Annotated in this window: 15 protein-coding genes; 4 read left to right on the top strand and 11 right to left on the bottom strand. The window is 44.2% G+C overall.

Going from position 1 to position 13243, the window contains the following annotated elements; genetic code table 11:
- Window positions 1-159: 159 nt before the first annotated feature.
- The 3 genes from HBAL_RS02385 to HBAL_RS02375 all read right to left on the bottom strand — a co-directional run bounded on the left by HBAL_RS02385 (window position 160) and on the right by HBAL_RS02375 (window position 2304).
- The gene (locus HBAL_RS02385) at window positions 160-885 is read right to left on the bottom strand and encodes a TVP38/TMEM64 family protein (RefSeq protein ID WP_015826329.1); all 726 of its coding nucleotides are present in this window, start codon (window positions 883-885) and stop codon (window positions 160-162) included.
- 134 nt (window positions 886-1019) lie between these two features.
- Window positions 1020-1472, bottom strand: coding sequence for a DUF3617 domain-containing protein (locus tag HBAL_RS02380; protein WP_015826328.1), 453 nt, complete (start codon window positions 1470-1472; stop codon window positions 1020-1022).
- A gap of 136 nt (window positions 1473-1608) precedes the next feature.
- Window positions 1609-2304 carry a rhomboid family intramembrane serine protease gene (locus tag HBAL_RS02375; protein WP_015826327.1) on the bottom strand — a complete coding sequence of 232 codons (696 nt, stop codon included), beginning with the start codon at window positions 2302-2304 and terminating at the stop codon, window positions 1609-1611.
- A gap of 138 nt (window positions 2305-2442) precedes the next feature.
- Between HBAL_RS02375 and HBAL_RS02370 the strand changes: the two genes are divergently transcribed.
- Together HBAL_RS02370 and HBAL_RS02365 are read left to right on the top strand one after the other, a co-directional pair.
- Complete coding sequence (locus tag HBAL_RS02370; RefSeq protein WP_015826326.1) at window positions 2443-3102, top strand: hypothetical protein; 660 nt, start codon at window positions 2443-2445, stop codon at window positions 3100-3102.
- Between the two features lie 117 nt (window positions 3103-3219).
- Window positions 3220-3603 (top strand): hypothetical protein, encoded by a 384-nt coding sequence (locus tag HBAL_RS02365; protein WP_015826325.1) that lies wholly within the window; start codon window positions 3220-3222, stop codon window positions 3601-3603.
- Here HBAL_RS02365 and HBAL_RS02360 read toward each other — a convergent pair whose 3' ends face one another.
- Entirely contained in the window at window positions 3604-3813 is a 210-nt protein-coding gene (locus HBAL_RS02360; RefSeq protein WP_015826324.1) for a hypothetical protein, read from the bottom strand.
- A 224-nt stretch (window positions 3814-4037) separates the two neighbouring features.
- Between HBAL_RS02360 and HBAL_RS02355 the strand changes: the two genes are divergently transcribed.
- On the top strand, window positions 4038-4709 hold the full coding sequence (locus HBAL_RS02355) for a hypothetical protein (RefSeq protein ID WP_015826323.1): 672 nt from the start codon (window positions 4038-4040) through the stop codon (window positions 4707-4709).
- Between the two features lie 58 nt (window positions 4710-4767).
- Here HBAL_RS02355 and ilvC read toward each other — a convergent pair whose 3' ends face one another.
- The 5 genes from ilvC to miaA form a co-directional block, all read right to left on the bottom strand.
- Entirely contained in the window at window positions 4768-5787 is a 1020-nt protein-coding gene (gene ilvC, locus HBAL_RS02350) for a ketol-acid reductoisomerase (protein WP_015826322.1), read from the bottom strand.
- 31 nt (window positions 5788-5818) lie between these two features.
- Window positions 5819-6565, bottom strand: coding sequence for a WecB/TagA/CpsF family glycosyltransferase (locus HBAL_RS02345; RefSeq protein WP_015826321.1), 747 nt, complete (start codon window positions 6563-6565; stop codon window positions 5819-5821).
- A gap of 3 nt (window positions 6566-6568) precedes the next feature.
- Window positions 6569-7153 carry an acetolactate synthase small subunit gene (ilvN, locus tag HBAL_RS02340; RefSeq protein ID WP_015826320.1) on the bottom strand — a complete coding sequence of 195 codons (585 nt, stop codon included), beginning with the start codon at window positions 7151-7153 and terminating at the stop codon, window positions 6569-6571.
- Window positions 7154-7177: 24 nt separating this feature from the next.
- Window positions 7178-8959: an acetolactate synthase 3 large subunit gene (locus tag HBAL_RS02335; protein WP_015826319.1), complete on the bottom strand. Its 1782-nt coding sequence runs from the start codon at window positions 8957-8959 to the stop codon at window positions 7178-7180.
- Between the two features lie 204 nt (window positions 8960-9163).
- Complete coding sequence (gene miaA / locus HBAL_RS02330; RefSeq protein WP_015826318.1) at window positions 9164-10108, bottom strand: tRNA (adenosine(37)-N6)-dimethylallyltransferase MiaA; 945 nt, start codon at window positions 10106-10108, stop codon at window positions 9164-9166.
- Between the two features lie 58 nt (window positions 10109-10166).
- Between miaA and serB the strand changes: the two genes are divergently transcribed.
- A complete protein-coding gene (serB, locus tag HBAL_RS02325) occupies window positions 10167-11054 on the top strand; it encodes a phosphoserine phosphatase SerB (RefSeq protein ID WP_015826317.1) in 888 nt (295 codons plus the stop codon).
- Window positions 11055-11109: 55 nt separating this feature from the next.
- On the opposite strand, the gene HBAL_RS02320 is transcribed toward serB, so the two are convergent.
- Entirely contained in the window at window positions 11110-11424 is a 315-nt protein-coding gene (locus HBAL_RS02320) for a winged helix-turn-helix transcriptional regulator (protein ID WP_015826316.1), read from the bottom strand.
- A gap of 164 nt (window positions 11425-11588) precedes the next feature.
- The gene (locus HBAL_RS02315; protein ID WP_015826315.1) at window positions 11589-13058 is read right to left on the bottom strand and encodes a Do family serine endopeptidase; all 1470 of its coding nucleotides are present in this window, start codon (window positions 13056-13058) and stop codon (window positions 11589-11591) included.
- Window positions 13059-13243: the final 185 nt, after the last annotated feature.

The following is a 13243-nucleotide window of genomic DNA, read 5'->3' as shown; positions in this document are numbered from 1 at the left end:
TTTTTCATGGGATGGATATATGTATGAGCAAAGTGCCAAGTCAACAAATCTAATGATATTCAACGAAAATAAATTCAACTCAAATCAATTTTAACGCAAAAATATCTCAAAATATTTGCAGGAATTTAGAAAAAATTGGCGTATTTATCTATATACTCATTAAACTGAGACATCATCTTGCTCGGTTACGCGTCTTCGCGCAAAAAGCATCAACGGAGCCCATATTAACAAGGAACCAAGCACTGCTAGAAGTGCCAACCATGGATTCCCCTTTATTGCCGCCATTACAGCACCGCCGCCAAAAGCAACGAGAGCTGTTTTGGGAATAACACCGATTCCAGCACCAGCCCAAAAGCGCCAGAATTTCGCATGGCTCACGCCAAATGCCATATTCACAATGATAAAAGGAGCAGTCGGCACATTACGCACAATCATGGACGCAAGAAAGTCATTCTTCCCAACAAATCGAGATATCCGATTTACGGTATCACCACCATATTTACGGACAGTTTCCACTCCCATAAACCGGCCGACCCAAAATGTCATTGCCATAGAGCACATTGCTGCAATCCAAGCATATACAAAACCCAGCACCGGACCGAATGCAACAACCGCAACAGCTATCAATCCAAATTGCGGCGCACCGATAAATGCCATTGTGCAGAATAACAAGATAAGTGCAGGCAAACCCAATGGATGATCTTTTAAAGAAACCAGCAAGAGCTCGACTTTAGACAAAATGCCCTCACCGCTCTCACCATTCATCAATACAAGTTTGCCAAAAACCAGAATCGCAGCCACAACAACAAATAGCGCTGCCGATACACCTACGGCACGCCAAGCGGATTTATCCATACGGTTCAAAAATTTAAGTACTGATCCCATTCGCGCCCTTTGCCGTCAGCACACGCATACGTCAAGTCTCAATCCAACACCTATCGAAGTTATAAGCAATCTAACTCGTTTCGAATGCAATTTACGCGTATTTTTATCACACAAACAATGACGTTGTGATTACCTTACTCACAAGCACCAACATATTTGGCATCGGCCTGAATTGTGAAGGGAGCCATCATCCCATAAAAAGAAGCCGCTCCACTTGCATTCAAGGAAATAGCTCTACGTGAAGCGCTTAACTCTCCATTCGCAATACCTTTAACATCCCCGTCACAATTGAGCTTGAAAGCATAGCCTTTTTCCGTCGTCGTTACGTCAGCCATTGCACAATAACCCGACAGATCTTCAACAATATCGTTTAAAGATACTGTCGCTTCATCGGGAGTTACACATTGAGTCTCCGTGCTTGTTATGGGTGCAGGGCCAATCATTGTCTCATGCGTCCATTCCCAAGCCCCAGGCTCGATAGCAATAATGCGTTTGCCTTCGGTTTCATTGGGAGCAGCAAGTGCAGCAGACATGGCAAGCGTCAATGATGCTGCGATTGCACCAAATGTTGTAAGCGATTTCACCATTTTAACTCCTGCTCTCAAAAACACCTTGCTAGAAACATTTTGAGGTTTTTGATTCAAATACATTATTATTCACCTTATATGATTTGAAATTGAGGCAAGATCACGGCTCTTTGCGTCCATATTAGATGCATTTCCATTACGATTCAGCAACATATCTCAACATAATCGCAGCAGATAAAGCACCAACAATATATCCACCCACATGCGCTTCCCATGCAATTACACTCCCCAACAATGTAGGACCAACAACAGCAAGCATCACATTACCTAACAAGAAAACACCGCTTAAAACACCAAATTGCTGCGAAAGCATTTGTCCCTTGGCCATCAATAAGAACACTGCGCCAGTCAAACCAGAAACTGCTCCCGATGCGCCCACGGCAATAGAAGTATCCCCGCCCATTATTTGTCCAAAATAAAGATAAAATAGAGCACCACCAATTTGTGACGCCACATAAATAATCAAGGTCCGCCAGACACCTAATGCTCGGACAACCCCTGTCCCAAACGCAAGCGCAAACACCGCATTCATCCCCACATGCGCCCAATCGGCATGCAAGAGTCCATGTGTCAGAAAAGTCAGAGGACCATCATACCAATTAGCATATGCTTTAAAACTTCCGGCTTCTGCAAAATACCGGTCAGGAAACAATGCATAATCGACTAAGATAGCAAATTTTGTCTCTTCACCTTGCAGTGAATAAACGAGATAACACACGACCAGCAAAGCACTTAAAAGAACCATACTAATAGGTGCATTGAACACAGGCTCTTTAACACCTTCATCAGAACTTATCTCATTGGGATCAATTGGCGGTTCTTTATTAACCATGTTTTCAATTCACTTATGCAAAATCAAATTCAAGTTGTATGTAGGAAGTTTTGAGCTTCAACACACCCATTCATATGCAAGTGAACGGAAATAAACATAAAATGACTCAAAACTTCGCTAGATCTTGGATATAAAGCGATGAAAAAATTAGCTCTTGCTATCACAGCATTTTCAACTGCCTTCGTCTCGCTACCCGCAAAGGCAGAAGAGGCCGATAAATTACTGCCGAATTTAAAGCTTCAATCAGGACTCGCGAAACTTGCTGCGATAAAAAAGGAACAATTATTAGATTATGTTGCGCACAGTGACACCGTATTCCACTTAAAACGCACGCTTCACACCAAACCAGCAAAGAAACAAAATAACAAAGCAAGCCTAGCTGGCAGCCTTCACCCTTTTGAAAACAAAATAATTTTTTCAAGTTCTTTATATATAGGTGAAAAAGCTATTGGTGGTGCGAAAAACATAACTGCGCCTATTCGGATAAACGGACATCTTGTTTCAGACAATCAATTTGACATTCAAGATCTTCAAGGGCGCATTGGAGACTCAGCTGCTTACACTGGTATTGGTATAAACACGTCTGATTCAACGCGTAAATCATGGGGATTTAACATCATGGTCGGGGCAATGTTTTCCCAAAACCCAGAGTTTACGATCGCAACGAGTGAACGACTCTATTCAGATTCCCTCATAAATCTCGAGAATCTTGGATCCGACCAATTGGCTCTTACCGAAGAGCTCTCTCAATTCAAGATTACGCCAGTCTTCAACGCGGGTATTTCTTACAGATTTTAACTATTTCCTAAAAACTCCTGCTTGCTCTGTCATTACAAAAATGTAAGCCTCTTATTAGTGCCGCCAAAATGAACATGAAAAACATGCAGATTGGTGACTTAGACAGGGGTGTATATTATGGGCTTAAAAATTCACAGTTCAGCATTCATTGCTGTTTTGACTTCAATGACATTGATAACAGGATGCGCAACCACAAACACGGCAATCTTACCGCATTCCGTTCCCTCTCTTTATGGACCGACAGCAGCTGACATGCCTTCAAATATAAGCGCGAACCAAGAGCGGTGTGCAGCAATATTTGAAGAAATAGATTCCTTAAACGCTAAATTAGATCTTGCTGCAGTTGATGAAGACAAAGGTATTTTCAAACCGGCAAAATTTAACCGAGGCGAAGTAAGGCGGGCATATCTTATGGGATTAGCACGAGGCATTCCTTGCCCTAAAACCTCTTTAGAAGCCACAATCAGGACCTCAGGCGGGAAAAGTCAACCTGCCAGCTAATCAGACAGGAATCAGCTGTTTCATTTCCCATTGAAGCCAAGATCTATGCGCTTCCAATCGTTCTACAAAACGAACATCAGCCTCTGGACTGGTCAACACTTCGTCACGCCAACGCTGAAGAATGAGGTCCTGCGTCTTCAGCCAATTGAGAAGGTTTTCCTGTGTTTCGAAAGGAAGGCAACGAATAGAATTATTTTGAGTTTGAGCCATTTTCTTTCCCAACATTTGAAATTAAGAATTATTCTCAATATCTATCACGCCGCGGCAGTCGTCAAGTTAAATGCGAATTATTCTCATAACGATCTCAGATAGCAAATACATGCGTAATTCCGATAACGTTGAAAAATTAAAGGGCCAATTAACAAAACATCGCTAAAAATTAAGAAGCCTCCGCGCAATAACGCATCCTTCTTTCTTCAATTGGACCACTTACAATGTTAAAATCCACAACTTGCCTCATGGCAGGAGTTACTCTGGCAACCATTCTTCCGCTCTCTGCGAATGCCGAGACCAATTGGGCCGTATCAGGTGGACTGGGGACTCTTGGAGGAAATGCAGAGATCAAAGTTCAGCTGAATGACTATTTTGATGTTCGAGGCGGTTATAATTATTTCACTGTCGATGTAGACGAAACCTATTCAGGTATAACTTACGAAGGCGATTTAGATATGTCTGGTCTAGGTGCCTATATAGATCTTCGTCCGTTTAAAAATAGCTTCATTCTCAGCGCTGGTGCGCATTTTGGCGACAAACTTATAGACCTTGAAGCACGCTCCAACGAAAACATTTCTATTGGTGATCAGGTTTTCACACCCGCGCAAGCAGGTGTTCTTGACCTCAAAGCAGAGCTAACAAACCCAACACCATTTTTGGGATTGGGCTACGACTCAACTTTTCAGAATGATGGACCTTGGGGTGTGAAGTTATTAGTTGGTAGCCTATTTACTGGTGAAGCAGACGTAACACTGGAATCACGAGATGGACTATTCTCTACAGATCCAACATTTTTAGCGGAACTTGAAAAAGAACGCTTAAAAATTGAAGAAGATGCTGAAGATTTTAAATTCTACCCAGTAGTGCAAGCTGGGCTAAGCTACCGCTTTTAAAATGAAAAAACCCCGCCTCTTTGTGAAGCGGGGTTTCTTTTATTTCGCACCTGAACATTTAGTTCTTAGATTTATCTACCAATTGGTTAGATTTAGACCAATGCATCATGCCGCGAAGCTTTTCACCAACTTCTTCAATGTTGTGGTCATTCATGCGAGCGCGCATTGATTTAAAGCTTGGCGCACCAGCTTGGTTTTCAAGAACCCAATCACGTGCAAATTTACCGTTTTGGATATCTTCAAGCACAGCTTTCATGGCTTTCTTTGTTTCAGAAGTCACCACGCGCGGACCAGAAACGTACTCACCATACTCAGCTGTGTTAGAGATTGAGTAGTTCATGTTGGCGATACCGCCTTCATAGATCAGGTCGACGATAAGTTTTGTTTCGTGAAGACACTCAAAATATGCCATTTCAGGCGCGTAGCCAGCTTCAACAAGTGTTTCATAACCAGCTTTAATAAGTTCAACAACACCACCACATAGAACAGCTTGCTCACCAAATAGGTCTGTTTCTGTTTCTTCTTTGAATGAAGTCTCGATCACACCAGCGCGCGTGTTACCAATCGCTTTTGAGTAACTAAGCGCAACTTGCTGTGCTGTTCCTGTTGCATCTTGGTGGATCGCAATAAGACCTGGGAGACCAAAACCTTGTGAGAACTGACCACGTAGCGTGTGCCCCGGACCTTTAGGCGCTGACAAAGACACATCCACATCTTTTGGTGGAACGATCAAGTTGTAGTGAATGTTAAAACCATGACCAAACATGATGTGCTGGCCTTTACGAACATGTGGTTCGATTTCATTCGCCCAAAGTACAGCTTGCTTTTCATCTGGAACAAGAATCATCACAACATCAGCCCACTGTGTGGCTTCAGCAGGTGTCATCACTTTGAGACCTTCAGCTTCAGCTTTAGGCTTAGACTGAGACGTTGCTTGCAAACCAACAACAAGCTCTTTAACGCCGCTCTCGCGCATGTTCAAAACATGTGCGTGTCCTTGTGAACCATACCCAATGACAGCCACTTTCTTGGACTGGATTAAAGCTAGGTCTGCATCGTTTTCGTAATATACTTTCATCGGAAAGGCTCCTTAGGGTCAATTCTATAATTTAAGTTATTTTGGGATTAGCTTGGGTCACACATAATATCAAACCACGCGTGAGAAAAATGACATTTCCAACCACGTATCGGCCGAATAGTCGTTTAGGTTCTTGAATGAGACGGTAGAGCCATTCCATACCCAGCTTTCGCCAAGTTTCTGGTGCGCGGTTAACGCGTTCAGCAAGGAAATCAATAATAGCTCCACCATTTACTATTGTCGTCGGCCAGCTCGCTGCTGCCCGCAAAGCCATAGAAGTCATTTCTTGCTTGGGCATTCCCATAGCAAGAATCACAAGGTCGGGTTTAGAGGTCTCAATCGCTTCAATATAAGCTGCTTCATCTTGGAAACCATTCAAACGCGATACGATTGTTCCACCACGCGTTTCAATGACATCACAGCCTTTAGACAACCAAGGCTCCTGAGTTCCAAATACAGCGACCTTCATACCATCAAATTTCTCAATAATGCGTGGTATTAGATCTGTACCATTCAGGTTTGCACCCGGATTTTGGTTTAGCCATTTCATTAAAATCTTCATGCCTGAACCATCTCGCAATAAAATATCCGATCCGATCAGCGCTTTGAACAAGCCCTCATCTTTCACCATCAAATTTACAGCGTGTGCATTCACAAACGAAATCACCTGAGGTGAAGTCGCATCCGGCAATCCATTTAGCAATGCATCCACATTCGCTTCCGTTTCAGGAACCGTTAAATGTTCTAGCATGTCGTAAATTTTCTTACCGGACGACATAATCTACCGACCAGCTCCCGCATGAGGGCCGCGCTGAAGCGATAATACACCCGTTCTTGAGACTTCAACCAAACCAAGCGGAAGCATAAGTTCGACCATCTGATCAATTTTGGCAGACGTTCCAGTCACTTCAAAAACGAAGCTTTCATTTGTCGTATCAACAACATTGCAACGGAAAATTTCGCTTATCCGTAAAGCTTCCACACGTTTCTCGCCTTTACCTGCAACTTTTAACAGCGCAAGCTCACGTTCAATTCCAGACTTTGAATTCGTGATATCAATCACACGAGCCACAGGCACAAGGCGTAACAATTGTGCTTCAATCTGCTCAAGTGTGTGATTAGTCCCATTACTCACAATCGTTATGCGAGACGTGTGGGATTTAAAATCAACTTCGGCAACAGTGAGACTTTCAATGTTATATCCACGTGCGGAAAACAGCCCGACAACCCTTGCCAGAACTCCAGGTTCGTTATCAACAATGATAGCAAGTGTCCGCTTCTCGATAATATCTTCACCATGGTGAAGATCATATGCGGAAGCAGGTTCCATCGCATCTTGCATGGCTTCAATTTCTGCATCAGTCATGTTCGTAACTCCTTCAGCCATGCCTTAAACAAGCTGCTTACCAGCTTCATCAATTTCATCACCTGTAATATCAGACAGGATCATCTCATTGTGTGCAGCACCCGACGGGATCATTGGCAAACAATTTTCTGCTTTTTCAACCATACAATCAAAAATCACAGGCCCGTCATGGTTGATCATTTCAAGAAGTGCATCATCAAGCATTGTTGGATCGCTACACTTTATTCCATGCCCACCAAGAGCTTCCGCCAACTTCACGAAATCCGGTAATGTTTCAGAATAAGAACTAGAGTATCGTTCACCATGCAATAATTGCTGCCACTGACGAACCATGCCCATCCATTCATTATTTAGAATAAATATTTTAACCGGCAATTTGTGCTGAATGGCAGTAGAAAACTCCTGCATACACATCTGGATAGAAGCTTCACCAGCGATATCAACCACAAGCGCACCGGGATGTGCTTTTTGAACACCGACTGCCGCCGGCAACCCATACCCCATAGTCCCAAGCCCACCAGAGGTCATCCAGTGATTTGGTTCTGCAAATTTAAAATGTTGCGCAGCCCACATTTGATGCTGACCAACTTCAGTCGTGATATAAACGTCGTCACGCTCTTTTGTTAGTTCATATAACCGCTCAATTGCGTATTGCGGTTTAATCACTTCATCCGATTTTGGATAGGAAAAAGACTGGCGCGCTTTCCATTCATTAATCTGGCTCCACCACGCTTTTAGAGATGGCGTTCTTTTCTTATTCTCTCGCCAACCTTCAAGCAAAGCGCTCAATGCTCTTTCACAATCACCAACAACAGGCACGTCAACACGCACAACCTTGTTTATGGATGATGGGTCTATATCAATATGGATTTTTTTAGAATTTGGAGAAAACGCATCCAAACGCCCCGTTACACGGTCATCAAAGCGCGCACCGACACAAATCATCACATCACAATCATGCATCGCATTATTAGCTTCATAAGATCCGTGCATTCCCAGCATACCAAGGAATTTTTCGTCTTCACCCGGATACGCACCAAGCCCCATCAATGTAGAAGTGATAGGAAAACCTGTTTCTGCCACTAATTCACGCAACACTTTAGAAGCTTTTGGCCCCGAATTGATAACACCGCCACCAGTGTAGAAAATCGGCTTAGATGCGGTTTTCATCAGCTCTAAAGCTTGTTCGATACGCTTTTCTTTAGGCTCCGTACGCGGCTGATATGTACGGTGTTCTACAGCTTCCGGCCCGCAATATTCACCTGAAGCAAACTGAACATCCTTAGGAATATCAATAACAACGGGGCCCGGACGCCCGCTAGTCGCAACATAAAATGCCTCATGCATAATACGCGCGAGATCATTTACGTCTTTAACAAGGTAATTGTGTTTACAACATGCCCGCGTCACACCAACCGTATCACACTCTTGGAAAGCATCTGTCCCGATAAGGTGGGTTGGAACTTGTCCAGTTAGAACAACCATTGGAATGGAATCCAGCATTGCATCAGCAATCGGCGTCACCATATTGGTTGCACCTGGTCCAGACGTTACAAGCGCAACACCACATTTACCCGTTGAGCGCGCATATCCTTCCGCTGCATGGCCTGCCCCTTGCTCATGACGTACTAAGACATGCTCAACAGCATTTTGATTATAAATCGCATCATAAATTGGAAGAACTGCACCACCAGGATAACCAAATATGGTATCAACGCCCTGCTCTTTCAGCGCGCGCAACACCATTTCTGCACCGGTCAAAGTTGTAGGGGGAAGCGATTTCGAGTTTTTATTTTTTGGAGCCATGGGGTCTCTCCGGAATCTGATTTTTTTCAAAAATATATGATCGACTGGGGCAACGCGAAACTACGAAAAAGGGCTCCATGTTGGAGCCCCAATTTCAAAAACCCGACATCCCCTTCCGCGTTAAGCGAGGGATGCCGGGCTAATAACGAGTAGTACGATAGATGCGTTGAGCATGATCTTTCCCAAAAAACTGTGAGAATGGCTTTAGCCCCTCAAAACTCTTTCGTCAATCTCACTATGAATAGAACATATCACCTTTTTGCGAACTTCCAGACTATTTGAAGGAATACGCGCCCAAAACGGAAATTGATGGGCTATCCATGTAAACTGCCTTTTAGCGTAACGGCGAGTATCTCGTTTTCCTCGCTCAATAGAGTCTTCCAAACGAATTGCCCCATCAAAATACTCACAAAAACCGGGCATGCCATGCGCTCGCATGATCGGTAAATCCTTGGAAAGGCCCCGTTCATAAAGAATACGGGCTTCGTCTGGCGCGCCTGTTTCCAGCATTTTATCGTAACGCGCATTAATACGCGCATATAATTCTGCGCGTATCGGCGTTAACGCGAAACCGACCCATTCGTTTTGTTTTAAAAATGGCGGCTCAGGAGTTTGAAACGAGGTAATTGACCTGCCAGTATGATAAAATACTTCAAGCGCGCGAGTTAGCCTTTGAATATCTAACGGCCGAATGCGCATTGCAGCCTCTGGATCAACCAAAGCAAGCGCCTTATGCGCAGCTTCTCGATCTTCTTCAACTTGATCCAATGCTTTGCGTTTTACACTTTCAGGGACATCCGGCACCTTAGAAAGGCCGTGCACAAGCGCTGACAGATACAGTCCTGTCCCACCAGCGAGAATAGGCACTTTTCCGCGCGCCCGAATATCTTCAATGCGCTCACATGCGTCTTTAAGCCATAATCCCGTAGAATAACGCTGAGAACCATCAACATGACCAAACATGTGATGAGGTGCTTGTGCAATCTCTTCTATTGAAGGTCTTGCAGACAAAACCGATAGGTCCTTATACACCTGCATAGCATCAGCATTGATGATTTCACCATCCAACTCTTTTGCAAGTGCGATAGATAAATCTGTTTTTCCGCTTGCAGTTGGCCCGTGGATCAGTATTGCTGGCGCGGTTCGCACTATGAGCTTATCCTTTTTAAGCTTACCGCCCACTTCTAACTATAAGGGTACGGGTTTTATGAAACTTGTTATCGCCGCAAAAAAATCCGACAATTTGTCTTCTGCAATAGACCGTATTCTAGAAGGCGCACATGGTGCTATTGGTGACATTACCGACCTTGGCGGCGAAACATGGAATTGCAAAGAACGCAGCATAGAACAAGATGCATGGGAAGAGCTAGCCGAAGATGTCGCTATCCAACTAAAAGATAGCCGTGGTGAATTTGCTTTCGTTCCCGAAGAAAACCGCAAGAAAAAACTACTCATATCCGACATGGACTCCACAATTATCGGTCAGGAATGTATTGATGAACTTGCAGACTTTGCTGGCAAAAAAGACGAAGTTTCTGAAATAACAGAACGTGCGATGCGTGGTGAGCTGGATTTTGAAGGCGCATTGAAAACACGCGTTGAAATGCTCAAAGGCCTATCAGTATCAGTTCTCGAAGATTGTTTTAAAGAACGTATCACCTTAAATGAAGGCGCACGCACTGTTGTCAAAACAATGGAAGCATATGGCGCACGCTGTGTACTCGTCTCTGGCGGTTTCACATTTTTCACTTCCAAAGTTCAAGAACTAGCTGGCTTTCACCACAACCGCGCCAACACACTCATAATTGAAAACAATCTCATGACTGGTGAAGTCGGCATGCCTATCCTTGGTCGTGAAGCAAAACTAATTGCACTGAATGAGGAAGCAGCTATTGCGGGTGTTACCGCCGCTGATGCTTTAGCCATGGGAGATGGTGCAAACGATTTGGCTATGATTGAAGCAGCAGGCATGGGCCTCGCCTATTGCGCCAAGCCTGTTGTTTCTGCTCAGGCAGACGTGGCCATCAAAGGCAAAAGCCTAATCCCCGCTCTATTCTTTCAAGGTTATCACGAATCTGAATTCGTCACTGACTAATTTAAGCGCGCATTACGGCTCCAGATGAGATAGCTGCTGGTTTGGAAGTATTTATCTATTTGGCTTCACTGCCCCAAACCTGCATAGCCCTCAAAACAGGCTCCAACTTCTTACCTTTTTCGGTGAGTACATATTCTGCCCTCGGGGGATGCTTCTCATAATATCGCCGTTCCAATACCCCATGGTCTTCAAATAATTTCAAACGATTTGAAAGTGTATTCGGCGCAATACCTTTGAGAGTGTCCTGAAGGTCTTGAAAACGTCGCGTTCCATGTAAGACAAACTCTCTAATAATCTCAGAAGACCAGCGTGACCCTAAAATAACAGCAGCACGAGAAACCGGGCATGAAGGAAGTTTGAATTTTGTCATACATCAAACATAACTTAGTTTACTTCCAGAACAAGAAGTGACCGCATAAAATCTAATGGCTGGATAAATTTGATCAATAAAAAACCTTAGATCTTATAAAAATTTTTGTCGCGAGGCTTCTTAGCTCTTTCACGCTTTATTTCTCTATGCGCGTTGTAATGAAATTAGCTGTCCTGCCGAGTCCGTATAGATCTAAATGTGGTGTCTCCATCGCGATAAAATTGAAGCAAGACAGGTTCACCCCGCGCTGCTACAATTTCAGCTTCAGCAATCGCTTCATCTGGTGTGCGGACTGTCAAAAAATTGACCTCTACGATCACATCACCTTTTGATAACTTGCCAATAGCATCAGAACCAGGCTCAACGCGCACAACCACCACCCCCTCAACAGAGGCAGGAATACGATAGCGGCGACGATCTTCATCTGAAATGACAGATAATTCTACGCCCAATAAATTCGAAAATGATGGTGCACCGGAATAATCTACTGGCTCATCAGAACGGACATCAGATTCCATAAGATCCAACGTCACGACAATTTCTGTTTCTTTCTTTTTACGAAGCACCGACATTGCAACTCCCTCACCAATAGGCGCACTTGCAACAATGCTAGATAAATCTCTCGTTTCTTTAATTTCTTGTCCGTGGAACGCGTAAATCAAATCTCCGATTTCAAGCCCAGCACGTGAGGCCGGACTATTCTCTGTCACATGCGTTACAATCGCGCCAACGGCTCGTTTGCGCCCGTAACTGCGCGCTAATTCAGGCGTAACGCCTTGAACACGCACCCCCAGCCAACCACGCTCTACAAAGCCCTTGTCTTTGAGTTGCTGCACGATTTGGGTTGTGAGATTTGACGGTACAGAAAAGCCAACCCCCACAGACCCTCCGCCACCGCTAGGAGAATAAATTGCCGTATTCACGCCAATGACTTCACCATTTAAATTAAACAATGGTCCACCAGAGTTTCCTTTATTAATGGCAGCATCTGTTTGAATAAAATCATCATATTGACCTGCATTGATATTACGATCACGCGCGGAGACGATACCCGCAGTCACGGTGCCACCCAGCCCAAACGGGTTCCCAATCGCAACAACCCAATCGCCCACCAATGCTGAATCAGAATCGCCAAAATCCACAGAGATGAGAGGCGCTTCTGGGACAACTTTTAGCAAAGCCAAGTCCGTAGCAGCATCTCGTCCAACGAGTTCAGCCGCAAGAATAGTCCCATCTGATAAAACGACATCAATCTCGTCAGCCGATTCAATCACGTGATTATTGGTAACAACATAACCTTCAACATCAATAATAAAGCCAGAGCCAAGTGAAGACACCCGTTTCAGACCATCACCATCGCGATTGAAAAACTCATTAAACTCTTCAAGCGGCGAATCCTCACCAAATGCCCCTATGCCAGAGCCAGCGCTCATCGTCTGACGAGTTGAGATATTCACAACTGACGGCATAAGGCGTGCTGCCAGCTTTGAAAAACTGTCAGGCGCATTTTGTGGAGCCTGAGCAGGTGTTTCAATGGCAGTTTGAGCTGAAGCAACACTGAAACAACCCAAAACAAGACCTACGCACAATGTCAGTGCGACACTCCAACTAGCTTGCAAGTGTGATTGTCTCATTTCTTGTTTCCTCAATTCCTGCATGAATCGACTTACGCTTTAGTTTATACAAACTCAATTCTCTGTAGCAAATTTATCCAACTAAAATGCAAAACAGGCTTCATCACAATAAAAAGCCGCGCCAACCATCTATGGCTGACACGGCAAAATAATGGCAAAGCCAAACTCTCAATTTATTCTGATCA

This window comes from Hirschia baltica ATCC 49814 (genome assembly GCF_000023785.1).
Taxonomy (GTDB): domain Bacteria; phylum Pseudomonadota; class Alphaproteobacteria; order Caulobacterales; family Hyphomonadaceae; genus Hirschia; species Hirschia baltica.
This window is presented reverse-complemented; position numbering and strand designations above follow the sequence as displayed.

What these genes read in the sequence shown, in the direction of transcription:
- HBAL_RS02375 (WP_015826327.1), bottom strand. Translation starts at nt 2,304, where the DNA reads ATGGTTAATAAAGAACCGCCAATTGATCCCAATGAGATAAGTTCTGAT.
- HBAL_RS02360 (WP_015826324.1), bottom strand. Translation starts at nt 3,813, where the DNA reads ATGGCTCAAACTCAAAATAATTCTATTCGTTGCCTTCCTTTCGAAACA.
- HBAL_RS02380 (WP_015826328.1), bottom strand. Translation starts at nt 1,472, where the DNA reads ATGGTGAAATCGCTTACAACATTTGGTGCAATCGCAGCATCATTGACG.
- HBAL_RS02355 (WP_015826323.1), top strand. Translation starts at nt 4,038, where the DNA reads ATGTTAAAATCCACAACTTGCCTCATGGCAGGAGTTACTCTGGCAACC.
- HBAL_RS02365 (WP_015826325.1), top strand. Translation starts at nt 3,220, where the DNA reads ATGGGCTTAAAAATTCACAGTTCAGCATTCATTGCTGTTTTGACTTCA.
- ilvN (WP_015826320.1), bottom strand. Translation starts at nt 7,153, where the DNA reads ATGACTGATGCAGAAATTGAAGCCATGCAAGATGCGATGGAACCTGCT.
- serB (WP_015826317.1), top strand. Translation starts at nt 10,167, where the DNA reads ATGAAACTTGTTATCGCCGCAAAAAAATCCGACAATTTGTCTTCTGCA.
- HBAL_RS02370 (WP_015826326.1), top strand. Translation starts at nt 2,443, where the DNA reads ATGAAAAAATTAGCTCTTGCTATCACAGCATTTTCAACTGCCTTCGTC.
- HBAL_RS02385 (WP_015826329.1), bottom strand. Translation starts at nt 885, where the DNA reads ATGGGATCAGTACTTAAATTTTTGAACCGTATGGATAAATCCGCTTGG.
- HBAL_RS02320 (WP_015826316.1), bottom strand. Translation starts at nt 11,424, where the DNA reads ATGACAAAATTCAAACTTCCTTCATGCCCGGTTTCTCGTGCTGCTGTT.
- ilvC (WP_015826322.1), bottom strand. Translation starts at nt 5,787, where the DNA reads ATGAAAGTATATTACGAAAACGATGCAGACCTAGCTTTAATCCAGTCC.
- HBAL_RS02345 (WP_015826321.1), bottom strand. Translation starts at nt 6,565, where the DNA reads ATGTCGTCCGGTAAGAAAATTTACGACATGCTAGAACATTTAACGGTT.
- HBAL_RS02315 (WP_015826315.1), bottom strand. Translation starts at nt 13,058, where the DNA reads ATGAGACAATCACACTTGCAAGCTAGTTGGAGTGTCGCACTGACATTG.
- HBAL_RS02335 (WP_015826319.1), bottom strand. Translation starts at nt 8,959, where the DNA reads ATGGCTCCAAAAAATAAAAACTCGAAATCGCTTCCCCCTACAACTTTG.